Raw genomic sequence first — 24,782 nt, 5'->3', positions numbered from 1 at the left:
AGACGGTACGGATGTCCAGTGGTTGGTTGCTGAGTGCCGTCACGTTCCCCTGAGATAACTGTTGATCAGGCACAGACCTTCGCACAAAGATCCATGGACATGCCCTAACCTGACAAGTCGCCCTGCCCGACCGACCAGGAGGATCACACGCGGATGGCGCTTGAGCTGAAATGGGACCCCGCGCCATCGGACTGGCACGACGCGCTGCGCGCGATCTACCCGATCCACCGCTGGGCGCCGTGGTTCGCGCTGGCGCTGGCCGCACTGTCTGTCGTGCTGCTGTTCGCGGGCCAGCCGATCCCCGGCGCGTTCGGGCTGGTGTGCGCGGCGATCATCGTGGCGCTGCCGGTCATGGGGGTGCGGTCCCAGTTCCGCCGCAACCCGGTGGCGGCGTCGACCGTGACGGCGACGGTGGACGGCCAGTCGTTCCGGATGATGACGATCGACGGCACCGCGTACACGGACCTGCGGTGGCAGACGATCGAGGGCTGGGTGGAGACCAAGAACAACTTCGTGCTGCGCACGGGCGATTCGGCGCTGTTCCCGGTGCCGGCCAGGGCGTTCGGCACGCAGGAGGACCTCGACGGTTTCCGGGGCCTGCTGCGGGAGCACCTCGGCGAGCCCGCGCGCCGCTGACGCGGACAGTGATCACCCAAGGAACCCGGCCGACCATCGTCGCGTAATCTGGTCGTCGTGTCATCCCCCAGCGCGACATTGGCGGTGTGGAGCTCAGCCTGGCTGAGTGGCGCGGCCGCCGCCGACGATGTGCTCGACGCCCTGCAGGACTGGGCCGAGTTCCATGAGGTGGTCGCCGCGGAAGAGCGGCTAGCCACCACCCTCGAGATTCCCGTCCGGGGCACCGCAGGCGGGTCCCCCGCCGCGTTGCTCGCGGCCCTGCGCAGATCCGGCGCGGTCAACGCCGAGCTCGTGATGCCGGTCCCCGGTGACGTGCGCGGTCTCGGCGGCGCGGGTCAGTTCGCGGCCCACGCGTTACGGGTCGGCGAGGCGGTGGTGCTGAACGGGCTCGGCGCCGTGCCGGAGCGGCTCGGCAAGAAGGTCGACACCGGCATCATCCGCTGGACGGTGTACGAGATCGAGCGCACCACGCCGGCCCCGAACGTCCCCATCGGCGAGGCCGAGCACGAGCTGACCGGCGCCATGCGCGTCGCGGCGGGCATCCTCATCGAGCTGGGGGTCGCCAAGCAGCGTGCGGGTGTCCGCGAGGAGTTGCAGGCGCGCGTGGCCGAACGCACCCACGCCCGGTGGCCCGACGGCATGCCGCAGCGCGCGCTGCGAGTGCTGCAGCGTGCCGCGGAGGTGGCGGCGATCCTGGAGCTGGCGATGGAGGACGAGCCGGGCGGCGCGTTGTCCGCGTCGGCGGCACACAAGCGGGCCGAGGCCCTGCGCCCGCTGTTCCACGCCGTCCGCACGGCCCGCTGCGCGGCGGTAGCCGACGCGGTCCGCGCGTTGGACGTCTCGGATGCTCACTGAGCGGACCGGCCGGTCAAGGTCCGCGAAGCGCCGAGCGGAGCGAGGCCGTGTTAATTGAGCAGCGCCTGCATTCGGGCATCAGGGACGGATCCATCACGGTGATGTTCCGCCGCTGGAAACGGCGGCAGGTCGTGGCGGGCAACACGTACCGGACCACAGTCGGGCGCGTTGTCGTCGACGAAGTGACCGAGGTGGCACCGAGTCGCATCCTCGGCGCGGATGCCCGTGCCGCGGGCTACCCGTCCGTGGCCGCCGCGGTCGCTGATCTCCGTGGCACGCCGGGGGATCCGGTCTTCCTGCTGCGCCTGCACATGGCCGAGGACGACGACCCCCGTGCCGCGCTGGCCGCGACCGCCGAACTGTCCACTGAGGACATCGCGGAGATCACTCGCAGGCTCGCACGCCTGGACCGCGCGAACCGGTGGACGGGCGAGACGCTTGAGATCATCCAGCGCCGCCCCGCGGTCCGCGCGGGAGACCTCGCGGCGGAGCTGGGTCGCGAGATGCTTCCGTTCAAAGTGGACGTGCGAAAGCTCAAGAACCTGGGCCTGACACTGAGTCTTGAGGTCGGCTATCGGCTCTCCCCACGCGGCGAGGCCTACCTGCGGCTCCGCTGAGGCGGCTCACAGCAACCCACGGCACACGGTGCGCCGTTGAGCGTGCGGCCCGCCACCGGGAAGTCCGACAGCTTCCGCACCGGCGCGTTCGCCAGGTGCTCCCGGATCAGCTCGACCACCAGCCGCGCGAACCGCGGGTCACCGCTCGGCGCGGCGGCACGGGCGAAGCCCATGCCCAGCTCCGCCGCCTTGTCCCTCGCCTCCGTGTCCAGGTCCCACACGACCTCGAGGTGGTCGCTCACGAAACCGACCGGGCACAGCACGACGGCGGGGACCTCCTTGGCGTGCAAGGCATCCAGGTGGTCGAGGATGTCCGGCTCCAGCCACGGCACCTGCGGCGGCCCCGACCGGGACTGCCACACCACGTCGTACTCCGTGATCCCCAGGTCGGCCGCCACGAGCCGGGCCGCCTCCGCCACCTGCTTCGAGTACCGGTGGCCGCCGTCGGCGGGCGGGCCCGCGGCCGCGTCGGCCGAGATCGGCACCGAGTGGGCCGTGAACACGAGCCGGTACTCGCCGCCGAGCGACTCGGCCGCCGCGCGGACCGCGTCCGCGAACGCCGACACGAACAGCGGGTGGTCGAAGAACTGCCGCAGCTTCGTCAGCTCCGGCGCGCCCTCCCCCACGGCCGCACGCGCACGGAGGACGTCCTCGTCGTACTGCCTGCACGCCGAGTAGCCGCCGTACGCGCTCGTCGGGAACACGAGCGCCGAGGCCACACCGTCACTGGCCATCCGGCCGACGGTGTCCTCCACCATCGGGTGCCAGTTGCGGTTGCCGAAGTACACCGGCAGGTCGATGCCCGCCGCCGCCAGCTCCGCCTCGACCGCCTCGATCGCGGCGCGGTTCAGCGCGTTGATCGGGGACACGCCGCCGAACCCGAGGTAATGCTGCTCGACCTCGTCGAGCCGCTCCGGTGGCACACCCCGTCCCCTGGTCACGTTCTCCAGGAACGGGCGGACGTCCTCTGGCCTCTCCGGCCCGCCGAACGACAGCCACAGCAACGCGTCCATGGCTACTGGCCCGTCGCGTGCACGCCACCGTCGACCATGATCATCGAGCCGGTCGTGGCGGGCAGCCAGTCCGACAGCACCGCGCAGATCGTCTTCGCGACCGGGGTGGCGTCCTCGGCGTTCCAGCCCAGCGGCGCACGACCGTCCCAGCCGTCCTCCAGCTCGTTGAAGCCCGGGATCGACTTGGCGGCCATCGTCTTCACCGGCCCGGCGGCCACCAGGTTCACCCGGATGCCTTTCGGCCCGAGGTCACGCGCCAGATACCGGTTCACCGACTCGAGCGCGGCCTTCGCGACGCCCATCCAGTTGTAGGCGGGCCACGCGACGCGCGCGTCGAAGTCCATGCCGACGATCGAGGAGCCCCGGTCCAGCAGCGGCAGGCACGCGACGGCGAGCGACTTGAACGAGAACGCCGAGACCTGGACCGCCACCGAGACGTCCTCGGCAGGTGCGTCGAGGAACGGCGCGCCGAGGCAGGTCTGCGGGGCGAACCCGATCGAGTGCAGCACGCCGTCGAGGCCGTCGACGTGCTCCCGCACCCGGTCGGCCAGCGTGTCGAGCTGCTCGGTGTTCTGCACGTCCAGCTCGATCACGGGCGCGGGCCGCGGCAGCCGCTTCGCGATCCGCTCGACCAGGCTCATCCGGCCGAAGCCCGTCAGCACGACGGTCGCGCCCTCTTCCTGGGCGACCTTGGCCGCGTGGAACGCGATCGACGCGTCGGTGATGACACCGGTGATGAGCAGGCGCTTACCTTCGAGCAGACCGGGCACGAAACCATCCTCCTGACTGAGCGGAGCTTGCGGAGCGAACATCAAGTGCTAGCGGAGCTTGCGGAGCGAACATCAAGACTGAGCAGATCCGTTACGGGGTCAGTCTGTCAGTATCGGGCTCAGTGCCCCATCCCGAGCCCGCCGTCGACCGGCAGGACCGCGCCGTTGACGTACGCGGCGGCGTCGGAGGCGAGGAACGTGACGGCGGAGGCCACCTCGTCCGCCTGCCCGTAGCGGCCTGCCGGGACGCTCGCGAGGATGGCCTCCTTGCGGTCGTCGGTCACCGCCTCGGTCATGTCGGTGGCGATGAAGCCGGGCGTGATCACGTTCGCGGTGATGTTGCGGCCGCCCAGCTCGCGGGTGATCGAGCGGGCCACGCCGATCAGGCCCGCCTTGCTGGCCGCGTAGTTGATCTGGCCGGGGCTGCCCGCCATGCCGACGACGGACGAGATGAAGATCATCCGGCCCCAGCGGGCCTTGAGCATGGCGCGGGTCGCGCGCTTCGCGACGCGGAACGCGCCGGTCAGGTTCGCGTCGAGGACCCGGGTGAACTGGTCCTCGGTCATCCGCATCAGCAGTGTGTCGTCGGTGATGCCCGCGTTGGCGACCAGCACCTCGACGGCACCCTGCTTCGCCTCGACCTCCTTGAACGCCGCGTCCACCTGGTCGGTGTCGGTGACATCGCAGCGCACGCCGAACAGGTCCTCCGGCGGCTGATTGCCGCGGTAGGTCACCGCGACATCGTCCCCCCGCGCGGCGAACGCCCTGGCGATCGCCAGGCCGATTCCCCGGTTACCGCCGGTTACCAGTACTGATCGGCCCACCATCAACTCCTCGCGCGTACCCGCCGCCACAACCTCGCGCAAGGTTATCCGTGTGTTGTCGGCCCGCCCGATCAGGGCAGGCGCTGCCCGATGAACAGTGCGCTGCCCGCGGCGATCATCGCGGCGAGGGTGCCGAGCATCAGCCACGGCCTGCTGGCGTCCGCGTCCTTGGTCTCGTACCCGATCTGCTCACCGAGCGTGTCGTACACCCGGTGCAACTGGTCGGCGGTCGCGGCCTTGTAGAACTCGCCGCCGGACAGCTCGGCTATCTCCTTCATCGACTCGTCGTCGACCGGGACGTCCTGACTCTTGCCATCGATCGTGACCTCGCCGTCGCTGGTGCCGAACGAGATCGTGGAGACCGGGATCTTCGCCTCCTTGGCGGCCCGCGCGGCGGTGAACGCACCACGTGGGTCGTCGCCGTCGACAGTCGGGACGGTCTGCTTCCCGTCGGTCATCAGCACGATGCGGGCCGGTGGCGCACCCGTCGCGCCGCCGACGATCTGCGCGAAGCCCTCGATCGACTGCAGCGCGGCGAAGATCGCCTCACCGGTCGCGGTGGACTCGGCGAGCTTCAGGTTGTCGATGGCCTTGCCGACGCTCGAGCGGTCGGTCGTCGGCGAGACCATCACGCTCGCGGTGCCCGCGAACGAGATCAGGCCAAGGTTGATGCCAGGGGTGAGGCCGTTCGCGAAGTCCTTCGCGGCGTCCTGCGCGGCACGAAGGCGGGTCGGCCGCACGTCCGTCGCCTCCATGGACAGCGACACGTCGATCACGAGCATCACGGTCGCCCGGTTGCGCGGCACCCGCTGCGTGTCGGTCGGTCCGGCCATGGCCGTGGTCAGCAGCATCAGCGAGATGACCAGCACCACGGGCGGGAGGTGCCGGATCCAGCGCTGCCGTTTCGGCGCGACCTTCTCCAGCAGCGCGAGGTTCGTGAACCGCATCGTGCGCTTGCGGCGCATCCGCTGGACCACGATGTACCCGGCGACGATCGCGCCGACCAGGATCAGCAGCAGGAACCACCAGGGTGCGACGAAACCGCCGAAGCTGAGGCCGAACATCAGGCCACTCCTCCCCCTGACCACCGTCGCTTGCGGGCGACGACGAAACGTACGGTGTCGGCGATCCAGTCCGAGTCGGTGCGCAGCACCAGGTGCCCGGCACCCGCGCCGCGGATCGCGGCGGCGACGCGTGCCCGGTGCTCGGCGGCCGCGGCGGCGAACTCCCTGCGCAGCAACGCGGACGCGTGCACCTCGCGCTGGCGGCCCGACTCCGGGTCGGACAGCACGACGGTGCCCACCTCCGGCAGGTCGACGTCGCGCGGGTCGAGCACCTCGATCGCGATCAGCTCGTGCCGGGTGGACAGGCCACGCAGCGGCCGCTGCCAGTCGATGTCGCCGAGGAAGTCGGAGATCACCACGGCGAGCCCTCTGCGGCGCGGCGGGCGGCGCAGCTGTTCCAGCGCGTCCCGCAGGTCACCCCGGGTGCCCTCTGGCGCGCGGGGGGTCTCGGCGACCTTGCGGATCAGGCCGCGCGCGTGCGCGAGCCCGCCGCGGGCGGGCACGCGGGTGGTCTTCGCCCCGGTGGCGATGACCGCGCCGATCCGGTTGCCGCCCCCGCCGGTCAGGTGCGCGATCGCGGCGGTCGCCGCGACCACCAGATCCCGCTTCTCGCACGCGGCGGTGCCGAAGTCGAGGCTGGCGGACAGGTCGGCCACGAGCCACGTCTCCAGCTCGCGGTCGGCGACGGTCTCGCGGATGTGCGGCTCGGTCGTCCGCGCGGTGACCGCCCAGTCCATCCGGCGCACGTCGTCGCCGGGCTGGTAGACCCGCGCCTCACCCGGCTCGGAACCAGGCCCCGGCACTAGACCGAGGTGGTTGCCCTGGAGCAGCCCGTCGAGCCTGCGGCGCACGTCCAGTTCGAGCAGCCGCAGTCCGTGCTCCATCCGATCCCCCTGCAGGATCGGCGGCGCCCAGTTCGGCCGCTCCTTTTCCCGACTCACCTACCAGCCACCCCTACGGGAGGCGGCTGCACCCCACCCGACTGAGGGCGGGCCGAGACCTGCGGCAACGGCACGGTCTGCAGTACACGGGACACGATGTGGTCGATCGGCACGCCGTCGGCGAGCGCGTCGTAGGACAGCACGAGGCGGTGGCGCAACACGTCAGGCACCACGTCCACCACGTCCTGGGGCAGCACGTAGTCGCGGCCGCGGATCAGCGCCAGCGCGCGGGACGCGGCGACGATGCCGAGGCTCGCACGCGGCGAGGCACCGTAGGCCACCCAGCCCGCCACGTCGGCCAGGCCGTGCTCGGCCGGGGTCCTGGTCGCGAGGACCACCCGCACCGTGTAGTCGACGAGCGCGTGGTGCACGAACACCCGCGACGCGACGTCCTGCAGGCGGACCAGCTCCGCCGGGCTCAGCACCTGCGAGGGCTCCGGCGGGGTCACACCCATCCGGTAGACGATCTCGCGCTCCTCCTCAGCCGTCGGGTAGTCGACGACGATCTTGAAGAGGAACCGGTCGCGCTGCGCCTCCGGCAGCGGGTAGACGCCCTCGTTCTCGATCGGGTTCTGCGTGGCCAGCACGAGGAACGGGTTGGGCATCGGGAAGGTCTGGCCGCCGATCGACACGTGCCGCTCGGCCATCACCTCGAGCATCGCCGACTGCACCTTCGCCGGTGCGCGGTTGATCTCGTCGGCGAGCACGAAGTTCGCGACGACCGGTCCAAGCTCGACGTCGAACTTCTCGGCGCCCTGCCGGTAGATCCGGGTGCCGAGGATGTCGGCGGGCACCAGGTCGGGGGTGAACTGCACACGCGTGAACGACCCGCCGACGACCTTCGCGAAGGTCTCCACCGCCAGCGTCTTGGCGACACCCGGCACACCCTCGATGAGCAGGTGCCCCTTGGACAGCAGCCCGACGAGCATCCGCTCGACCAGCCGGTCCTGACCCACGATGATCCGCTTGACCTCGAACACGGTGCGTTCGAGGAGCTGAGCGTCCCGCGCCGGGGTGCTGGCGGGCACCTCGCCCGCCGATCCGTTCACCGACTCCGCCGGCTCGGTCACTGAGCAACCTCCTACTGAAGCATTAGTTCTCCGGTCTACAGGAGACCGGACGAGCGGTATGACGGCTGTGAACTGCCGGACCCCGGGGAATGTCGGTGCGCTGCCGCATACTGCGCCCATGGCGTATGACACCGACCTCGCCGACCGGATCCGCGAGCTGGTCGCCACCGAACGCGGGGTCGACGAGCGGCGCATGTTCGGCGGTCTCGCGTTCCTGATCAACGGTCACATGTCCGTGGCCGCCAGCAGGCAGGGCGGCCTGCTGGTCCGCGTGCCCCCGGCCGAGACCGACGCGCTGACCGGCGACGACCGGGTCCAGCCGATGGTGTCGGCCGGGCAGCCGAGGCGCGGGTGGCTGCACGTGGCCGCCACCGCCGACGAGGACGCCTGGGTCGAGGAGTGGGTGGTGCGCGGGGTCTCCTACGCCCGGTCGCTGCCGCCGAAGGGCGGCCGCTGACATGCGGTCAGCAGCAGCCCGGCCCACACGTTCGGCAAGCCCAACCGCGAGGCAATCCGGCTGCGCACTCGCGACGGTGTGATCGCGGGTCAGAGGACCCTCGTCGCGTAGCCGACGATGCCGCCGTAGCGGACGGACGCGATCCGGACGCTGGAGCCCGAGTACGGCGCCTCGATCATCTGGTCGTTGCCGAGGTAGAGAGCGACGTGGTGGATGCGGCCGCGGGTCGCCCAGAACAGCATGTCGCCGGGTGCCTTCTGCGACAGCGGCACGCGCCTGCCCGCCTGCGCCTGGTAGCCGCTGTAGTGGGGCAGCCGCTTCCCCGCCGCCGCGAACGCGTAGATCATCAGGCCGGAGCAGTCGAAGCCGACCTTGTTGTAGTCGCCGTACCCGTCGGCGACGCCGCCGTCCCGGATGCCCCTGGTCGGGCCGTGCGCGTTGCCGCCTCCCCAGGCGTACTGGACGCCGAGCTGCGACATCGCGCGGTCGATCACCGCTCGCGCACCGCCGGATGATGGCGGCAGCGCCGCTCCCCCGCCACCGGACGGGCGGGACCGCTCGGCATCCTCCGCCTGCTTGGCGGCGAGCCAGTCGAGGTAGCGCTGCCGCTGGTTCGTGAGACCGGTCGCGCTGGCCTGCGCCGCCGTGAGCTGGGCCTCGGCGGCACCTTTCTGCGTCTCGAGCTGTGTGGTGGCCGCGGCCTGGGCGCTCCGCGCCTGCTGCGCGGCCGCGGTGGCGGCATCAGCCGTCTTCTTGGCCGACTGGGCCATGGCCTGCTTCTGGTTCGCGAGGTCGAGCGCCTTGCGGGCGGCGGAGTCCTTGTTGGCCTTGTCGGTCCTGGCCACCTCGATGACGTCCAGTGCGTCGAGCTGGCTCTCCCCGACCGCCTCCAGCAGCTGTGCGCGCTGGAGCAGGTCATCCGGGCTCTTCGAGCCGATGTAGGCGGACATCGAGCCCATGGTCGAGCCCTGCTTGTAGCTGCCGGCGGCGAACTCGTCGAGCTGCTCGCGCGCGGTGTCCACATCGGATGACGCGACGGCCGCGGCCGCCTCCGCCACGTCGGCGTCGGTCTTCGCCCGCGCGGCCTCGTCCTGTGCGATCTGGAGGTCGACGAGCGCGCGGTTGGCGTCCTCCATCGTCAGCTCGACGTCGGCCTGCAGCTGCGCGAGCTGGGCCTCCGCCTGCGCGACCTGGTTGGTGAGCTGCCCGACCTTCGTGGCCTTGACCTGCGCGTCGGTCAAGCTGGCGCCCAGCTCGGAGTCGCTCGGGTTCGGCGGCGGTGGCGGCACGGCGACCGCCGTGCCCGCGCCCATGCTCACGACGAGCAACAGTGACGCCGCGATGATCCGAAGCCCGGCGCCGGACACCCCGCTCACGAATCCCACCTCCCTCACACCGCCCCGCACTCCCCTGAACAGCGAGGACAGTGGAACCCACTGTGTCACTTTGGACACATTTCGCCCAGTCGTAACACGAGAAACTCAGACAACCTGCGCAACTTTCACCCCTGTGGACACCTCAGACACACCCAGGGCGGTCACCGAGGGTGTCGTGCCCTGGCCGCGACCAGGGCTGACACGATGACCGCGTGCTGTCGAGAATCGGGGCCCGCCCGCACACGCCGGTCGCCGTCGCCGGCGTCGTGCTGACCGCGATCGGGCTGCTGGCCATCGGGGTCGGCACGTTCCTGCCGTGGGTGAAGTCGGGAACCGTGCTGCGGGACAGCTACGAGTCCATCGCGATCATCCGGACGATCAAGGTGCTCGACGGGAGCCCGCTCGCCCTGATCCTCGACGCGTGGACGCTGCTGATCCCGATGATCACACTCTGCGTCGTCGCGTACGCACTGGGTTTCCGCCGGTCGGCCGCAACGATTTCCGCCGTTGTGGCGATAATCAGCGGAACCGTGGCGGGGTCCGCGACCGTCGTAGGCGGTGGCGAGAATGTCCGACTCGGTATCTCGAGCACCGGCCCCGTGACCACGTTGATCGGGTCCGTACTGACACTGGTCGGGGTCGTCGGCATCTTCGCTGGCCGGCGCAGTCGCGCGACCGAACACGCAGGAGGGGAACCGTGACCTATCCAGGTTCAGGCGGCCAGTGGCAGCCGAACGATCCGAACCAGCAGGCCCCGGGTGGCAACCCGCAGCCGGGTTACGGCCAGCAGCCCGGCTACCCGCAGCAGCAACCGGGCCACCCGCAGTACCAGGGCGGCTACCCGCAGACCGGTCCCCAGCCGACGCAGGGCTACCCGCAGCAGGGCTACCCCCAGACCGGCCCGCAACCGACGCAGGGCTACCCCCAGACCGGCCCGGAGGGCTTCCAGCAGCCGCAGTACGGCGGCCAGTACGGGCAGTCGAACTACGGCGGCCTCGAGCCGCCCAAGAAGCGGGGCAAGGGCCCGATCATCGGCGCGATCGCCGCGGTGGTCGTGGTCGCGCTCGGCGTCGGCGCGACGATCTTCGTGCTGAACCGCAGCAGCAGCGACCAGGCGGGTCAGGACAACCCGACGCAGGCGGCGACCAACCTGGTCAACAGCCTCAGCCAGGGTGACGTGCTCGGCGTGCTGGAGAGCCTGACGCCGGCCGAGTCCGCGCTGCTGGTCGACTTCAACGCGAAGACCACCACGCGCCTCAAGGAGCTGAAGGTCTACAAGGAGGACGCCGACCCGAACAAGCTGCACGGCGCGGCGGTCGAGGCGACGGACCTCAAGTACGACGAGAAGGGCGCGGAGAAGGTCAACGACCACCTGACCATCACCAAGCTCGTCGGCGGCACCGTGTCGTTCCACGCGGACGTCAGCGAACTGCCGCTGACCGACGAGTTCATGGAGGCCGCGTTCCCCGACGGCATGGCCGACGAGTCGACCGACGAGAAGGTGAACATCGCCGAGGTCGTCGAGGAGACCGGCGAGCCGATCCGCATCGCGACCGTCAAGGTCGACGACAAGTGGTACCCGAGCCTGTTCTACACGGTCGCCGACTACGCCCTGCTGGAAGCGGGCGAGGAGTGGCCGTCGGAGCCGATCGCGAACAACGGCGCGGAAAGCGCGGACGACGCGGTCAAGCAGATGGTGCAGGCCGCGATCAACGCCGACGTCGAGCGGGTCATCGAACTGCTGCCGCCGGACGAGATGGGCGCACTGCACGACGCGGGCCCGGTTCTGGTCGAGGCGGCGGGCAGCCCGTCGCCCGCGCCGGTGGAGGTCACCAAGCTGGAGACCGACTCGACCGACGCGGAGACCGGCGGCATGCGGGTCATGCTGAAGGAGGTCGAGGTCAAGGCCGACGGCGAGACCTACCGCGTGGTCAAGGACGGCGACTGCTACACCGCCGAGGGCGAGGGCGAGACGCAGCGGCTCTGCGCCGACGACGTCGCCAAGGAGTTCGGCGGCAGCGACATGCCTGCCGACGTCCAGCAGGCCATGGCCAACCTGGTGTCCGGCATGCTCAAGAACACCGGCGTGGTCGCCACCGAGTTCGACGGCAAGTGGTACGTCAGCCCGCTGCGCACGTACAGCGAGCTGGGCCTGACCGCACTGTCGGACCTGACCCCGGAGGACGTGCTCGCGCTCGTCTCGATGGGCTGACAGTTCTTTCCTGGCACGGCCCGGCACTCCTCTCGGGGTGCCGGGCCGTTTCGCGTGGTCAGCCCTCCAGGAACTCCAGCCGGTTGCCGACCGGGTCATCGGTGTGGAAGCGGCGGCGGCCAGGGATCTCGGCTGGATCGGCCCAGCGGATCTGGTGGCCGGCGGCGGTGATCGCCGCCGCGGTGGCGTCCACGTCGACGACGAAGGCCGGGTGCGCCTTGCGTGCCGGGCGGAAGTCCTCCTCGATGCCGACGTGCAGCTCCGCGTCCGGGCCACCGTGGCCGGGGACCTGGAACCAGCAGCCGCCCCTGGCCGCGAGTAGTGGTGGTTTCGGCAGCTCGGACCAGCCCAACGCGCCCGTGTAGAACTCGCGAAGGCGATCTTCGCTGCCCGCGGGTGCGGCGATCTGTACGTGGTGCAGCATGGGTGGCGGACCCTCCCTTGGCGTCGAATACAGGACAAGCGTACTGTTTGGCGGGAGAGAGGTCGTTCCCGAACCGCACACCACAGGCCCCAATGGAGTTGGACGTGACCGCACCAGCAACCAAGGACACCTTCGGCGCCCGCCAATCGCTGACCGTCGGCGATGCCTCGCACGAGGTGTTCCGGCTCGATGCCGTCAAGGGCTCCGAACGCCTCCCCTACAGCCTGAAGATCCTGCTCGAGAACCTGCTGCGCACCGAGGACGGCGTGAACATCACCGCCGACCACGTCAACGCGCTCGCGGGCTGGGACCCGGCGGCCGAGCCGTCGACGGAGATCCAGTTCACGCCGGGCCGCGTGGTCATGCAGGACTTCACCGGCGTGCCGTGCGTCGTCGACCTCGCGACCATGCGGGAGGCGGTCACCGCGCTGGGCGGCGACCCGGCGAAGGTGAACCCGCTCGCGCCCGCCGAGCTGGTGATCGACCACTCGGTGATCGCGGACATCTTCGGCCGCCCTGACGCGTTCGAGCGCAACGTCGACCTGGAGTACGAGCGCAACAAGGAGCGCTACCAGTTCCTGCGGTGGGGCCAGAGCGCGTTCGACGAGTTCAAGGTCGTGCCGCCGGGCACCGGCATCGTGCACCAGGTCAACATCGAGCACCTGGCGCGCGTGGTGATGACCCGCGGCGGGCAGGCCTACCCGGACACGCTGGTCGGCACCGACAGCCACACCACGATGGTCAACGGCCTCGGCGTGCTGGGCTGGGGTGTCGGCGGCATCGAGGCGGAGGCCGCGATGCTGGGCCAGCCGGTGTCGATGCTCATCCCGCGCGTGGTCGGCTTCAAGCTCGACGGTGAGCTGCCCCCGGGTGCCACCGCGACCGACCTGGTGCTGACGATCACCGAGATGCTGCGTGAGCACGGCGTGGTCGGCAAGTTCGTCGAGTTCTACGGCGTTGGCGTGTCGGCGGTGCCGCTCGCGAACCGCGCCACGATCGGCAACATGAGCCCGGAGTTCGGCTCCACCTGTGCGATCTTCCCGATCGACGGCGAGACCACCGACTACCTGAAGTTCACCGGCCGCTCCGCCGAGCAGGTCGCGCTCGTCGAGGCGTACGCCAAGGAGCAGGGCCTCTGGCACGACGCGTCGGTCGAGCCCGCCTTCTCGGAGACGCTGTCCCTTGACCTGTCGACGGTCGTCCCGTCGATCGCGGGCCCGAAGCGCCCGCAGGACCGGATCGCGCTGACCGACGCCAAGCCCGCCTTCCGCGCCGCGCTGCGCAACTACACCGACGACGGCGAGTCCACCGTGGACGAGGCGTCGAAGGAGTCCTTCCCCGCGTCCGACTCCCCTGCCTACACCGAGAACGGCAACGGCGACGGCACGCCGGTGCACTTCACCGCGGCCGAGGGTGCGGAGGGCCGCCCGAGCCGCCCGACGAAGGTCACCCTGGACGGCGCGGACTTCGATCTGGACCACGGCGCGGTCGCGATCGCCGCGATCACGTCGTGCACCAACACGTCGAACCCGTCGGTGATGCTCGGCGCCGCGCTGCTCGCGAAGAAGGCGGTCGACAAGGGCCTTTCCCGCAAGCCGTGGGTGAAGACCACGCTCGCGCCGGGTTCGAAGGTCGTCATGGACTACTACGAGCGCGCGGGGCTGCTGCCGTACCTGGAGAAGCTGGGCTTCCACCTGGTCGGCTACGGCTGCACCACGTGCATCGGCAACTCGGGCCCGCTGCAGGACGAGATCTCGGCCGCGGTCAACGACGCCGACCTCGCGGTCGTGTCGGTGCTGTCCGGCAACCGCAACTTCGAGGGCCGGATCAACCCCGACATCAAGATGAACTACCTCGCGTCCCCGCCGCTGGTGGTGGCCTACGCGCTGGCCGGTTCGATGGACAAGGACATCACGACGGAGCCGCTGGGCACCGGCAACGACGGTGAGCCGGTGTACCTGGCGGACATCTGGCCCAGCCCGCAGGAGATCCAGGACGTGGTGGCCTCGGCCATCTCGTCGGAGATGTTCGCGAAGGACTACGCGGACGTCTTCGCGGGCGACGAGCGCTGGCAGTCACTCCCGACCCCGTCCGGCAACACCTTCGACTGGGACAGCGAGTCCACCTACGTGCGCAAGCCCCCGTACTTCGAGGGCATGGAGCTGTCCCAGACGCCGGTGACCGACATCGACGGCGCACGGGTCCTGGCCCTGCTGGGCGACTCGGTGACGACGGACCACATCTCCCCCGCCGGCGCCATCAAGCAGGACTCGCCCGCGGGCAGGTACCTGACCGAGCACGGCGTGGAGCGCAAGGACTTCAACTCGTACGGTTCCCGCCGTGGCAACCACGAGGTGATGATCCGGGGCACCTTCGCCAACATCCGCCTCAGGAACCTGCTCCTCGACGACGTCCAGGGTGGCTTCACCCGCAACTTCCTCGCTGGCGGCGAGCAGACGACCATCTACGACGCGTCGGTCGCCTACGCGGAGGCGGGCGTGCCGCTGGTTGTCCTGGCGGGCAAGGAGTACGGCTCGGGCTCATCCCGTGACTGGGCGGCAAAGGGCACCTCTCTTCTCGGTGTGCGGGCGGTGATCGCGGAGTCGTTCGAACGGATCCACCGCTCGAACCTCATCGGCATGGGCGTGCTGCCGCTGCAGTTCCCGAACGGCGAGACGGCGGAGTCCCTCGGCCTCAACGGCACGGAGACCTACACCTTCGAGGGCGTGACCAAGCTCAACGACGGCGAAACCCCGCGCACGGTCAAGGTGACCGCCACCCACGAGGACGGCACCACCAAGGAGTTCGACGCGGTGGTCCGCATCGACACCCCGGGCGAGGCCGACTACTACCGCAACGGCGGCATCATGCAGTACGTCCTGCGCAAGATGGTCAACAGCTGAGAACCTCCTGACCGGTGCCCGGCGACCCGAGAAGTCGCCGGGCACCCCAGCGAGCGATGCACCGAATCAACCCCGTTCCTCCCGCCGCACCCGGTGCAACAGCGACACCCAAGTCCTGAAAGGACGCCACTCGTCGGCCACCTCCCGAAGCTCCGCCTTCGTGCTGACGGGATAAACCCGCCTCATCTCCTCATGCAACCGAGCCTCCGCGCCGGGAAACCCATCCGGATGCGCGGCCCCACGCAACAACACCAGCTCCGCCGAGAAGTCCCCGATCCCCGGCAACGCCTTCAACCGCGCCAGCGCCTCCTCCACCGGCACCGACCGCAACTCCCCCGCATCCAGCAGGCCGGCCGCCGCGGCCTCCGCGATCCCCTTCAACCGGTCACTCTTCACCTCGCTCACCATCGGCACCCGGGGCAGCGCACGAAGAACGGCCGGCGAAGGGAACGCGGGCAACTCCACCCCGTGCACATCGACGACAGAACCCAGCTCCACAGCCAGGTTGCGTTTGATGGTCGCCGCCTGTCTCATCCGGATCCGGTGCCCGATGACGGCGAAACACGCCGCCTCGTACGGGGAGTGGAACGCCACCGGCCGCAGCCCCGGATAGCGGGCCTGCAACTCCCCCACCACCGGATCTCGCGCCCCGACGGCCGCGAAGTCCGTGCCGTCCACGTCGAGTGACAGGATCCGCCGCGCCGCCACCACCGCGTTGTCCACATCGGACGGTTCGCCTCGGACCGCCATGCGCACCGGGCCGTTCGGGATCGGTTGTCGCACCAGCACACCCACCGGTCGCCAACTCGGCGCCACCGGGAACGCGAGCCGGAGCTCACCGGGACGGGCCGCCGCGCCGGCACGGGCGGCGGGTGCGAAGTCCTCGAGGAAACGGGCGCTCGCCGTGAGGTCGAACAGCCCCTGAACAGGAACGTCAAGCCAGGTCACCTGGTCGATGGTTGTCATGGGGGACACGATGCCCCGGGGCACCGACAGAAACCGGCGGGTGAGCGCGCGAATGGGACATCCGCTCGGAAACGGAACGGCCGGGCGATACGCGATGATGGGCACTCACCACGCGGAGATCGGGAGAGGTGACCACGTGCGCTAGTGCCCCGTCCAGGTGGATCGGGGTGATTATCGGTGGATCCCGGTGTTCGCCGGCAAGGCGCCGGAAGGTCGTCGTACCCGGTTGTACCCGGGCCTTTCGGCAACGCGGCCGGCGGGCGGCGGGGCCGAAAGAGAATCGTGCCGTAGCCGCCTGGACGGGGCACCAGGTTCGGCTGCTCGTCCGGTCGAGGGTTCGACCGGCTCCGCTGCTCCTTCGGACACGAGTGCCCGGACCTCGGCGCGCTGCGCGGGGGGGCTCGGCGCGGGCAGCGAGTTGCTGCTCGCGCCGAGTCTGCCCCGGCAGATCGCCGAGCAGGGCGCGTTGCCGCTCCTGCTCGGCATCCGTGCCGCCGCCCGCAACGGCTGAGGTCTACGCCCCGGTGGCCTGGGCCAGCGTGACGCCGAACCGGCTCAGCCGGTCGGTCCACCACTTGGTCAGCTCGAACCCCGCATCGCCGAGCTCCGCCGCCACGCGGGCCGGGCGGAACTTCGACGAGACCTCGGTGCGCAGCTCCTCGCCATCGGCGAAGTCGACCTCGAGGTCCACCCCCGGGATGCGCACCCGCATCGCGCGGGTGGCCCGCAGGCGCATCTCGATCCGCTCCTCCTGCTCGTCCCACACGGCGACGTGCTCGAACGCCGCAACGTCGAAGTCCGCGCCCAACTCCCGGTTGAGCACGTGCAGCACGTTGCGGTTGAACTCCGCGGTCACGCCCCGCGCGTCGTCGTAGGCACGCACGAGGGTGTCGCGGTCCTTCACCAGGTCGGTGCCGAGCAGCAGCCACTCCCCCGCTCGCAGGTTGTCCCGCAGTGCGGACAGGAACTTCGCGCGTTCCGCGGGCAGCAGGTTGCCGATCGTGCCGCCGAGGAACACCACCATGCGGGGCGCGCCGCCCGGGAGCAGCGCCAGATGCTGGGTGAAGTCACCCACCACGCCGTGCACGGTGGCGGGGGCGTACGCCTCGCGCAGGATCGCCACCGACGACTCCAGCGCGGCGTCCGACACGTCCAGCGCCACGATCTCGTCCAGGGTTCCCTTGTCCCGCAAGGCGTCCAGCAGCAGCCGGGTCTTCTCCGACGAGCCGGAACCCAGCTCCACCAGTGTCCTCGCGCCGGTCAGCGCGGCGATCTCGTCGGCCCGGTCGGCCAGCACCTCCCGTTCGGCGCGGGTCGGGTAGTACTCCTCGAGACGGGTGATCTCCTCGAACAGCTCGCTCCCCCGCGCGTCGTAGAACCATTTGGGCGGCAACGTCTTCCGCGTCGCCGTCAGGCCCGTCAGCACATCCGAGCGCAGGCCGCGTACCACGTCGTTCTGCGTCAGATGCACGGTCAGGTCGGTCATGGGTCTCCCAGTCTCGTGATGTTCACATCGGACGGTGTGGCGGTCACGAGGTGCCCGTCGGGCACCTCGCGCCAGCCGGGTTCCTCGTCGTAGGGCTCGGACGCGACGACGACCGCGCCGGGCAGCGCACGCACCCACAACGCGTGCGTCCACGCGGTCCCGGCGATGGTCGATCCGTCGGTCAGCAACAGGTTCAGCCGCGAGCCGGGCGCCGCAGCGGCCACCTCGGTGACCACCGTGGCGACCGCCTCCTCGGGCGCCACCCCGGCCGACAGCCGCGCCCGCACCAGCAGCCAGAGCAGTGCGGCGTCGGTCGGCGCGTCCATCAGCAGCAGGTCGGTCACCGGAAGCCGCTCGGCGAGTGGCGCCACGGACGACGGCCACCCCCGCACGAGACCGTTGTGGCTGAACAACCATCGCCCCGTCGTGAACGGTGCGCACGCCGTCTCCACCACCGGCATGCCGATCGTGGCGGAGCGGACGGCCGCGAGCACCCCACCGGAGGTGACCGACGCGGCCAGCCCCGGCAGTGCGGCGTCGGTCCACATCGGCGCTGGGCGGCGCACCCGGACGGGCGTGGAATCGCCTGTGTACCAGCCGATCCCGTACCCGTCCGCGTTCACGGTGCCACCGCCACGCATGTCACACGGCGCCCACGACTGCCGCAGCAGCGAGTGCTCCGGCGTCAGCAGCAGGTCGGCGAGCCCCACGGGCTCGCCGACGTAGGCAAGATGCCTGCACACGGCTCAGGCCAGCTCCTCACGGGACGCGTCGCGCGCGCACCGGAACCCGGCGAAGATCTGCCGCCGGATCGGGTGGTCCCAGTTGCGGAACGTCGTGCGGCCCGCCGCCGCGTCGGTGCCGAAGGAACCGCCGCGCAGCATCCTGTAGTCGCCGCCGAAGAACACCTCCGAGTACTCCCGGTACGGGAACGCCTGGAACCCCGGATAGCCGTGGAAGTCGGAGCCGAGCCACTCCCACACGTCACCGACCAGCTGGTGCACCCCCAGCGGCGACGCCCCCGCCGGGTACGCGCCGACCGGGGCGGGCGACAGGTGCCGCTGCCCAAGGTTCGCGTGTTCGGGGCCGGGATCCTCGTCGCCCCACGGGAACCGGCGGGACCGCCCGGTGGCCGGGTCGAAGCGGGCCGCCTTCTCCCACTCCGGCTCGGTCGGCAGCCGCCTGCCCGCCCACGTGGCGTATGCCCTCGCCTCGTGGAAGCACACGTGCACGACGGGCTCGTCCGGCGGGATCGGTTCCACGTGCCCGAACCGGTTCCGCAGCCAGCCTGAGCCGTCCCGCACCCAGAACCGCGGCGCGGTCAGGTCGGCCTTCACCCGGTACGCCCAGCCCTCGTCGGACCAGAACCGGGGGTCGTCGTACCCGCCCGCCGCGATGAACGCGAGGTACTGCTCGTTGGTGACCGGCGCGGTGTCGATGAAGAACGCGTCGACGTGCACCTCGTGCGCGGGCCGTTCGTTGTCCAGCGCCCAGGCGTCGATCGAGGTGCCCATGGCGAACGGCCCGGCGGGCACCAGCACCTCCCTGGCGGACAGCGGGCGCCCCGGCGGTGGCGGTGGCGCGTGCAGCACCGGCGGCCCTGACCGCAGCTGGTGGGTGGCCAGCATGGTCTCGTCATGCTGCTGCTCGTGCTGGACGATCATGCCGAACGCGAACCCGCCCGCCTCCAGCCGCCGCCCTTCCAGCGGACTGCGTTCCAGCACCTCGAACGCCTTGTCCCGCACCTCCCGCACGTACCCCCTGGCCTCGGCGGGCGACAACAGCGGCAACGCGGGCCGGATGGCACGCGGGTGCTGGAACGCGTCGTACAGGTCGTCGATGTCCTGGCGCAGCGGTTCGCGGCCACCCACGTCGCGGACCAGCCACAGCTCCTCCTGGCTGCCGATGTGGGCGAGGTCCCACACCAGCGGGGACATCAGCGTGGAGTGCTGGCGCACCAGGTCGTCGTCGTCGACGGCGTCGGTCAGGGCGACGCTGCGGTCCCGCGCCCGCCGCAACTGCTCCGCCACCCGTGTGCGGAGCTCCTCGGTCCCGATGTCTGCCGCGGTCATGTCCTGCTCCTCACGATGAGTCGGTCGAGGTCGGCGACGATCGCCGTGGTCAGGCCGGGCGGCAGCCCCATGCCGGGCAGGGCGGCGGCACCCAGCTCCAGCACCGCCTCCACGGCCCTGGCGATCTCCTCGTCGGCCAGCCCGTCGCGCGCGGCCGGCAGCCATCGGTCGCTCACCGGCAGGCAGACGTCGAGCACCGCGTCGACCGTGCGCCGCTCCGACATGAGCGCGGACAGCAGCGCGGTCGGCGTGACCCAGCCGCTGCCCGGTTGCGCGTCCAGATAACGCACCTCGAGGTATCCGTGCGGGCGCACGGGCGGGAAGAGCGTCGAAAGGTGGTAGTCGAGATCGTCGGTGGTCGGCGGCGTCGGTAAGCCGCCCGCCACCCAGTCGGCGAACGTGAGACCGGTCGGCGTGTGCCAGCGCGTGCCCTCCCCGCGCACGCAGAGGACGGGTGTGTCGAGCACGCGGCGGGCCCAGTCGGCGGCCGGGTCCGAGACGATCGCGGACGGGAACGACCTGGCCGGGTCGGTGCCGAGTACCGCTCGCATCCGCGCCGACGCCCAGCCGGTCGGACTGCCGGACAGTGTCGGGGAGTTCGCGAACGCGGCGACCAGCACCGGGCCGAGCGCGCTCACCGCCGCCCACCGGTCGGCGACCGCGTCCGCCTCACCGGCGTCCAGGCACACCTGCAGGCCCGCGGTGCAGCACATCATGGTGATCCCGTGCGGCCCGATGGGCTCGAAGACGTGCTCCATCGCTGCGTAGCGCGGGGTGTCGAGGACTCTCGCGGGCGACCGGTGCGGGTCGACGGCTCTGTCGCCGAGGACCAGGCCCGCTTCGGCGAGCAGTTCGGTGAGAAACGCGAGGTCGGCGTGGACCGCGTCGAACAGCTCGGCGAGTGATGGCCGGGGAAGGGCCGAGATCTCCACCTGGCCGCCGGGTTCGACGGTGAGGGGAGACCCGGACGGCAGTGGGTTCTGTGGACTGTCGGGGGTCAGGGTGCGTGGAGCGTAGGGACCGAGCGCGGCTGCCAGACGCCGGGCGTCCAACCGCCGCCGCGGATCTTCCTCATGATGGACGATCCACTCGAGCTCCACTCCGTGCAGTCTCGGCGGCCCGTGCTTGAAACAGACCGAGGCGACATAGGCCTCCGCCTCGACCCGATCCCGCAGGCGGCGCCGATCAGGCCCCGTGACCTGCGGATCTTGGACTGCTGTCACAGCAATCACCTCCTGAAATCGACGCTACACGCGCCCACCGACAATTACGTGACGGCGAAGAAGACCGCGCACGCGACGATGTGGACAGTCGGGAGAAACCGGGTACACCCACAGAAGACGTACGTACGGATTGCATCAGGGTGACCGGACTGCCACGATCAGTAGGTGCCACGGGTCAGCCAGGATCATCTCGACGCGCGCCGCCACCAGATCCTCGACGGGGCCCGCGTCTGCTTCGCGCGCTACGGCTACGAGGGCGCGACCGTGCGGCGGCTCGAGGACGCCACTGGCCTGTCCCGCGGCGCGATCTTCCACCACTTCCGCGACAAGGAGTCGCTGTTCCTCGCGCTGGCCGAGGACGACGCGCTGCGGATGGCGGACGTGGTCGCGAAGGAGGGCCTCGTCCAGGTCATGCGCGACCTGCTCGCCACGAAGAACGGCGCCGACTGGCTGGGCAGCCGCCTGGAGCTGTCGCGGCGGCTGCGCACCGACCCGGAGTTCCGGGAGCGCTGGGCGGAGCGGTCACGCAACCTCTCCATCGCCACCCGCGCCCGCCTCGTCCGCCAGCGGGAGGCAGGCAACCTGCGTGACGACGTTGACGTCGACGTCCTCACCGCCTATCTGGAGCTGGTGCTGGAGGGCCTGGTGTCCCACCTCGCCATGGGCCTGCCCGCCGACGATCTCGAACCGGTGCTCGACCTGGTGGAGGCTTCCGTCCGGCGGCGGGGCGGCGGTAGCGCTTAGCCTGGGTGGATGGATCTCCTGGACGCACACGGACAAGCGGTGGACGTGTTCGACCGCGCCATGCACAAGGTCGGCCTGACCGACTGGGACTCCCCCACTCCGTGCTCCGAATGGACCGTGCGGGACCTCGTGAACCACATCGTGGTGGAGCAGCTGTGGGTGCCCGAGGTGCTGGCCGGACGCACGGTGGCCGAGGTCGGCGACAAGTTCGACGGTGACCGGCTCGACGACGACCCGCCGTCGGCGTGGCAGGCGGCGAGCGATGTGGCCAGGTCAGCCTGGCTGCAGGCCGGTGCGGTCGACCGCACCGTCCACCTCAGCTACGGCGACGCGGACGCGGCCGATTACGGCTGGCAGATGACCACCGACCTCACGGTGCACGGCTGGGACCTGGCCACGGCGCTCGGCGCGGATCCGGGCATCCCGGACGAGCTGGCGCGGGCGGTGCTGTCGTTCATCGAGCCGCAGGCGGCCGCGCTGGCGGGCACTGGCATGTTCGCCGACCCCGTGCCCGTGCCGGCCGACGCGCCCGCCGGGACACGGCTGATCGGGCTGCTCGGACGAACGCCATAGCCGGCGGCTGCCCTTTACACTGGTCACCATCCCGTAGGCGGATAGGAGTGACCTGAAACCGTGCCCGACGCACAGTCCCCCAGCGACAGTACCGAGCCGGGAGAACCCGGCTGCCATACGAGTCCGGTCTTCGGCGGTGGCGCCGGATGACCGGACTACTGCTGCAAGTCCTCGGGGTTCTCGCCATCATCGCCCTCACCTTCGGGACGGCGATCTTCGTCGCCGCCGAGTTCTCCCTCACCGCGCTGGAGCGCAGCCAGGTGGAACACCAGCTGCGCACGGTCGGCGACGCCCGCGCCAAGCACGTCCACAAGGCGCACCAGTCGCTGTCGTTCCAGCTCTCCGGCGCGCAGGTTGGCATCACCATCACCACCCTGACCATGGGTTATCTCGCCGAGCCGATCATCGCGGGCTGGATCCGGCCCCTGCTGGACGTGCTCGGCGTGCCCGACGGCGCGGCGCTGCCGATCGCGCTGGTGGTGGCGCTGATCATCGCGAACGTGATCTCGATGCTGTTCGGCGAGCTGGTGCCGAAGAACCTGGCGATCGCCAGGCCGATCGCCACCGCCCGCGCGGTCGCGGGCGCACAGATCCGGTTCTCCGCCGCGCTGCGCTGGTTCATCAACCTGCTCAACGGCGCGGCGAACTGGCTCGTGCGCAGGCTCGGCATCGAACCGGCCGACGAGCTGGCATCCGCACGGTCACCGCAGGAGCTGGGCTCGCTGGTCCGCTCCAGCGCCCAGCACGGCACGATCGACCCCGGCACCGCGACGCTGCTCGACCGGTCGCTGCGGTTCGGTGACCGTTCCGCCGAGGAGCTGATGACCCCGCGTGTGCAGGTCGAGTCGCTGCCGACGAACGCGACCGTGCTCGACCTGATCGAGCTGACGCGGCGCACCGGCTACTCGCGTTTCCCCGTGCACGAAGGAGATCTGGACGACGTGCGCGGCGTCGTGCACGTCAAGCAGGCGTTCAGCGTGCCGGTGGACCAGCGCGGGACGACGGCGGTCAACAAGCTGGCGCTGCCGGTGCAGACCGTGCCCGCGAGCCTCGACGGCGACACGCTGCTCGACCGGCTGCGCGAGTCGGGTCTGCAGCTCGCGGTGGTCGTCGACGAGTACGGCGGCACCGCGGGCCTTGTCACGCTGGAGGATCTGGTCGAGGAGATCGTCGGCGACGTGCGCGACGAGCACGACCGCGGCGAGGTCAACCCGGTCCGCCCGCTTGGCCGCGACAGCTGGATGGTGTCCGGGTTGCTGCGGGACGACGAACTGGCCGACGCCACCGGGTTCCGCATGCCGGAAGGCGACTACGAGACCCTCGCCGGCCTCGTGCTGGCACGGCTGGGCCGCATCCCAGAGGTCAACGACGAGGTGCGGATCGACGGCTGGCGGATCACCGTGATGGCCATGGACCGGCACCGGGTCGCGGAGCTGCGGGTGGCGCGGATCCCAGACGCCGAGCCGGTGGAGAATCGGGAAGAGGTGGCTGCTCGATGACCGGGGGCGCTGCCATCCTGGTGGCCGTTTTCCTGTTGCTGCTCAACGCGTTCTTCGTCGGCGCCGAGTTCGCGCTGGTCAGCGCGCGGCGCGACCGGCTGGAGGCGATGGCGGAGCGGGGCGTCGACCGGGCGCGGATCGTCATGCGCGCCGCGGAGCACACGTCGATGATGATGGCGGGCGCGCAGCTCGGCATCACCCTGTGCACCATCGGTCTCGGTGCGCTCGGCGAGCCCACCGTGGCGTACTACCTCGAGTTCGTGCTGGGACCGCTGAACCTGCCCGCCGCCCTGCTGCACGCGGCGGCGTTCGCGATCGCGCTGGTGTTCGTGTCGATCCTGCACATCGTGCTCGGCGAGATGGTCACCAAGAACATCGCGATCGCCGCGCCGGAGCAGACCGCGATCTGGCTGACGCCGGTGCTGGTCGGCTGGATCCGGTTGATCCGGCCGCTGATCTCGCTGCTCAACGTGACCGCGAACGGCGTGCTGCGGCTGATGAAGGTCGAGCCGAAGGACGAGATCGAGAGCGCGCACACGCCGGAAGAACTGGCCAACATGATCGCGGACTCGCGGCGGGAGGGCCTGCTCGACCAGGCCGAGCACCGGCGGCTGACGCAGACGCTGTCGTCGGCGGCGCGGACGGTGACCGACGTGCTGGTGCCGCTCGACGAGGTCGAGACGGTGCCCCACCCACCGACCGTCGGCGACATCGAGGAAGCGGTCAACCGCACGGGTTTCTCACGGTTCCCCGTGCGCATGCCCGACGGCAGGCTGAACGGCTACCTGCACGTCAAGGACGTCCTTGACCAGGCGGACCGGGACCCGTCGACACCCGTGCCGTACCACCGGGTGCGCGGTCTGCCGGAGATCCCGGCCGACTCGCGGCTCGAGGAGGCGCTCGCCGCGCTGCGCCGTGCGCGCAGCCACGTCGCGAAGGCGGTGGCGGCGGACCGCACGGTGCTCGGTGTGGTGGCGCTGGAGGACCTGGTCGAGGAGTACGTGGGCACCGTGCGGGACGGCACCCACACCGACCCGGACACCTGACCCGGTACGGC

25 protein-coding genes are annotated in these 24,782 nt (G+C 70.6%); 12 read left to right on the top strand and 13 right to left on the bottom strand.

Annotation, left to right across the window (positions count from 1 at the left end; translation table 11 throughout):
• Nucleotides 1-153 precede the first annotated feature (153 nt).
• From WBA97_RS24995 to WBA97_RS24985, 3 genes are read left to right on the top strand one after another with little or no spacing between them, the layout of a single operon-like run.
• The gene (locus WBA97_RS24995; protein ID WP_424233347.1) at nucleotides 154-636 is read left to right on the top strand and encodes a YcxB family protein; all 483 of its coding nucleotides are present in this window, start codon (nucleotides 154-156) and stop codon (nucleotides 634-636) included.
• Nucleotides 637-693: 57 nt separating this feature from the next.
• On the top strand, nucleotides 694-1,491 hold the full coding sequence (locus tag WBA97_RS24990; RefSeq protein ID WP_424233346.1) for a hypothetical protein: 798 nt from the start codon (nucleotides 694-696) through the stop codon (nucleotides 1,489-1,491).
• 47 nt (nucleotides 1,492-1,538) lie between these two features.
• Nucleotides 1,539-2,108 (top strand): hypothetical protein, encoded by a 570-nt coding sequence (locus tag WBA97_RS24985; protein WP_424233345.1) that lies wholly within the window; start codon nucleotides 1,539-1,541, stop codon nucleotides 2,106-2,108.
• Here WBA97_RS24985 and WBA97_RS24980 read toward each other — a convergent pair.
• From WBA97_RS24980 to WBA97_RS24955, 6 genes are all read right to left on the bottom strand, one after another.
• The gene (locus tag WBA97_RS24980) at nucleotides 2,090-3,121 is read right to left on the bottom strand and encodes a ferrochelatase (RefSeq protein ID WP_424233344.1); all 1,032 of its coding nucleotides are present in this window, start codon (nucleotides 3,119-3,121) and stop codon (nucleotides 2,090-2,092) included. The genes WBA97_RS24985 and WBA97_RS24980 overlap by 19 nt on opposite strands.
• Before the next feature lie 2 nt (nucleotides 3,122-3,123).
• Nucleotides 3,124-3,891: an enoyl-ACP reductase FabI gene (gene fabI / locus WBA97_RS24975; protein WP_424233343.1), complete on the bottom strand. Its 768-nt coding sequence runs from the start codon at nucleotides 3,889-3,891 to the stop codon at nucleotides 3,124-3,126.
• A gap of 119 nt (nucleotides 3,892-4,010) precedes the next feature.
• Complete coding sequence (gene fabG / locus WBA97_RS24970) at nucleotides 4,011-4,715, bottom strand: 3-oxoacyl-ACP reductase FabG (RefSeq protein ID WP_424233359.1); 705 nt, start codon at nucleotides 4,713-4,715, stop codon at nucleotides 4,011-4,013.
• Nucleotides 4,716-4,786: 71 nt separating this feature from the next.
• Nucleotides 4,787-5,779, bottom strand: a complete 993-nt coding sequence (locus WBA97_RS24965) for a VWA domain-containing protein (protein ID WP_424233342.1) — start codon at nucleotides 5,777-5,779, stop codon at nucleotides 4,787-4,789.
• The gene (locus WBA97_RS24960; protein WP_424233358.1) at nucleotides 5,779-6,663 is read right to left on the bottom strand and encodes a DUF58 domain-containing protein; all 885 of its coding nucleotides are present in this window, start codon (nucleotides 6,661-6,663) and stop codon (nucleotides 5,779-5,781) included. The genes WBA97_RS24965 and WBA97_RS24960 overlap by 1 nt, the downstream gene beginning before the upstream one ends.
• Nucleotides 6,664-6,716: 53 nt before the next feature.
• Entirely contained in the window at nucleotides 6,717-7,790 is a 1,074-nt protein-coding gene (locus WBA97_RS24955) for an AAA family ATPase (protein ID WP_424233341.1), read from the bottom strand.
• Nucleotides 7,791-7,908: 118 nt separating this feature from the next.
• Between WBA97_RS24955 and WBA97_RS24950 the strand changes: the two genes are divergently transcribed.
• The gene (locus WBA97_RS24950; RefSeq protein WP_424233340.1) at nucleotides 7,909-8,247 is read left to right on the top strand and encodes a TfoX/Sxy family protein; all 339 of its coding nucleotides are present in this window, start codon (nucleotides 7,909-7,911) and stop codon (nucleotides 8,245-8,247) included.
• A gap of 89 nt (nucleotides 8,248-8,336) precedes the next feature.
• On the opposite strand, the gene WBA97_RS24945 is transcribed toward WBA97_RS24950, so the two are convergent.
• Entirely contained in the window at nucleotides 8,337-9,653 is a 1,317-nt protein-coding gene (locus tag WBA97_RS24945) for an NlpC/P60 family protein (RefSeq protein ID WP_424233357.1), read from the bottom strand.
• A 182-nt stretch (nucleotides 9,654-9,835) separates the two neighbouring features.
• On the opposite strand from WBA97_RS24945, the gene WBA97_RS24940 reads away from it, so the two are divergent.
• Nucleotides 9,836-10,324, top strand: a complete 489-nt coding sequence (locus tag WBA97_RS24940; RefSeq protein WP_424233339.1) for a hypothetical protein — start codon at nucleotides 9,836-9,838, stop codon at nucleotides 10,322-10,324.
• Complete coding sequence (locus WBA97_RS24935) at nucleotides 10,321-11,835, top strand: proline-rich domain-containing protein (protein WP_424233338.1); 1,515 nt, start codon at nucleotides 10,321-10,323, stop codon at nucleotides 11,833-11,835. Before WBA97_RS24940 ends, WBA97_RS24935 begins: the two co-directional genes overlap by 4 nt.
• A 58-nt stretch (nucleotides 11,836-11,893) precedes the next feature.
• Here the strand turns inward: WBA97_RS24935 and WBA97_RS24930 are convergent, their stop codons facing one another.
• On the bottom strand, nucleotides 11,894-12,259 hold the full coding sequence (locus WBA97_RS24930) for a VOC family protein (RefSeq protein WP_424233337.1): 366 nt from the start codon (nucleotides 12,257-12,259) through the stop codon (nucleotides 11,894-11,896).
• Between the two features lie 104 nt (nucleotides 12,260-12,363).
• Here WBA97_RS24930 and WBA97_RS24925 point away from each other — a divergent pair, with 104 nt between their 5' ends.
• A complete protein-coding gene (locus tag WBA97_RS24925) occupies nucleotides 12,364-15,162 on the top strand; it encodes an aconitate hydratase (RefSeq protein WP_424233336.1) in 2,799 nt (932 codons plus the stop codon).
• Nucleotides 15,163-15,228: 66 nt separating this feature from the next.
• On the opposite strand, the gene WBA97_RS24920 is transcribed toward WBA97_RS24925, so the two are convergent.
• Complete coding sequence (locus WBA97_RS24920) at nucleotides 15,229-16,128, bottom strand: DNA-3-methyladenine glycosylase family protein (RefSeq protein ID WP_424233335.1); 900 nt, start codon at nucleotides 16,126-16,128, stop codon at nucleotides 15,229-15,231.
• 187 nt (nucleotides 16,129-16,315) lie between these two features.
• Between WBA97_RS24920 and WBA97_RS24915 the strand changes: the two genes are divergently transcribed.
• Nucleotides 16,316-16,639, top strand: coding sequence for a hypothetical protein (locus tag WBA97_RS24915; protein WP_424233334.1), 324 nt, complete (start codon nucleotides 16,316-16,318; stop codon nucleotides 16,637-16,639).
• Between the two features lie 3 nt (nucleotides 16,640-16,642).
• Here the strand turns inward: WBA97_RS24915 and egtD are convergent, their stop codons facing one another.
• Genes egtD through egtA form a run of 4 tightly spaced genes read right to left on the bottom strand, consistent with a single transcriptional unit; the run spans nucleotide 16,643 to nucleotide 20,909 of the window.
• Entirely contained in the window at nucleotides 16,643-17,614 is a 972-nt protein-coding gene (gene egtD, locus WBA97_RS24910) for an L-histidine N(alpha)-methyltransferase (RefSeq protein ID WP_424233333.1), read from the bottom strand.
• Nucleotides 17,611-18,357 (bottom strand): ergothioneine biosynthesis protein EgtC, encoded by a 747-nt coding sequence (gene egtC / locus WBA97_RS24905; protein ID WP_424233332.1) that lies wholly within the window; start codon nucleotides 18,355-18,357, stop codon nucleotides 17,611-17,613. Before egtC ends, egtD begins: the two co-directional genes overlap by 4 nt.
• Nucleotides 18,358-18,360: 3 nt before the next feature.
• On the bottom strand, nucleotides 18,361-19,686 hold the full coding sequence (egtB, locus tag WBA97_RS24900) for an ergothioneine biosynthesis protein EgtB (protein ID WP_424233331.1): 1,326 nt from the start codon (nucleotides 19,684-19,686) through the stop codon (nucleotides 18,361-18,363).
• Nucleotides 19,683-20,909, bottom strand: coding sequence for an ergothioneine biosynthesis glutamate--cysteine ligase EgtA (gene egtA, locus WBA97_RS24895; protein ID WP_424233330.1), 1,227 nt, complete (start codon nucleotides 20,907-20,909; stop codon nucleotides 19,683-19,685). Before egtA ends, egtB begins: the two co-directional genes overlap by 4 nt.
• Nucleotides 20,910-21,074: 165 nt before the next feature.
• Between egtA and WBA97_RS24890 the strand changes: the two genes are divergently transcribed.
• The 4 genes from WBA97_RS24890 to WBA97_RS24875 all read left to right on the top strand — a co-directional run bounded on the left by WBA97_RS24890 (nucleotide 21,075) and on the right by WBA97_RS24875 (nucleotide 24,771).
• Complete coding sequence (locus WBA97_RS24890) at nucleotides 21,075-21,653, top strand: TetR/AcrR family transcriptional regulator (protein WP_424233329.1); 579 nt, start codon at nucleotides 21,075-21,077, stop codon at nucleotides 21,651-21,653.
• A gap of 9 nt (nucleotides 21,654-21,662) precedes the next feature.
• Nucleotides 21,663-22,226, top strand: a complete 564-nt coding sequence (locus tag WBA97_RS24885; RefSeq protein WP_424233328.1) for a TIGR03086 family metal-binding protein — start codon at nucleotides 21,663-21,665, stop codon at nucleotides 22,224-22,226.
• Nucleotides 22,227-22,372: 146 nt separating this feature from the next.
• Nucleotides 22,373-23,725 (top strand): hemolysin family protein, encoded by a 1,353-nt coding sequence (locus WBA97_RS24880; RefSeq protein ID WP_424233327.1) that lies wholly within the window; start codon nucleotides 22,373-22,375, stop codon nucleotides 23,723-23,725.
• On the top strand, nucleotides 23,722-24,771 hold the full coding sequence (locus WBA97_RS24875; RefSeq protein ID WP_424233326.1) for a hemolysin family protein: 1,050 nt from the start codon (nucleotides 23,722-23,724) through the stop codon (nucleotides 24,769-24,771). The genes WBA97_RS24880 and WBA97_RS24875 overlap by 4 nt, the downstream gene beginning before the upstream one ends.
• Nucleotides 24,772-24,782: the final 11 nt, after the last annotated feature.

Source organism: Actinophytocola sp. (assembly GCF_049647105.1).
In the GTDB taxonomy this organism is placed as follows: domain Bacteria; phylum Actinomycetota; class Actinomycetes; order Mycobacteriales; family Pseudonocardiaceae; genus Actinophytocola.
Note: the sequence above shows the minus strand (reverse complement) of the source record. Positions and strands in the feature narration are given on the sequence as shown.

Coding starts and splice junctions, on each gene's coding strand:
- WBA97_RS24930 (WP_424233337.1), bottom strand. CDS start 12,259: ATGCTGCACCACGTACAGATCGCCGCACCCGCGGGCAGCGAAGATCGC.
- WBA97_RS24920 (WP_424233335.1), bottom strand. CDS start 16,128: ATGACAACCATCGACCAGGTGACCTGGCTTGACGTTCCTGTTCAGGGG.
- WBA97_RS24965 (WP_424233342.1), bottom strand. CDS start 5,779: ATGTTCGGCCTCAGCTTCGGCGGTTTCGTCGCACCCTGGTGGTTCCTG.
- WBA97_RS24960 (WP_424233358.1), bottom strand. CDS start 6,663: ATGGAGCACGGACTGCGGCTGCTCGAACTGGACGTGCGCCGCAGGCTC.
- WBA97_RS24950 (WP_424233340.1), top strand. CDS start 7,909: ATGGCGTATGACACCGACCTCGCCGACCGGATCCGCGAGCTGGTCGCC.
- WBA97_RS24875 (WP_424233326.1), top strand. CDS start 23,722: ATGACCGGGGGCGCTGCCATCCTGGTGGCCGTTTTCCTGTTGCTGCTC.
- WBA97_RS24880 (WP_424233327.1), top strand. CDS start 22,373: ATGACCGGACTACTGCTGCAAGTCCTCGGGGTTCTCGCCATCATCGCC.
- WBA97_RS24885 (WP_424233328.1), top strand. CDS start 21,663: ATGGATCTCCTGGACGCACACGGACAAGCGGTGGACGTGTTCGACCGC.
- WBA97_RS24980 (WP_424233344.1), bottom strand. CDS start 3,121: ATGGACGCGTTGCTGTGGCTGTCGTTCGGCGGGCCGGAGAGGCCAGAG.
- WBA97_RS24995 (WP_424233347.1), top strand. CDS start 154: ATGGCGCTTGAGCTGAAATGGGACCCCGCGCCATCGGACTGGCACGAC.
- egtB (WP_424233331.1), bottom strand. CDS start 19,686: ATGACCGCGGCAGACATCGGGACCGAGGAGCTCCGCACACGGGTGGCG.
- egtD (WP_424233333.1), bottom strand. CDS start 17,614: ATGACCGACCTGACCGTGCATCTGACGCAGAACGACGTGGTACGCGGC.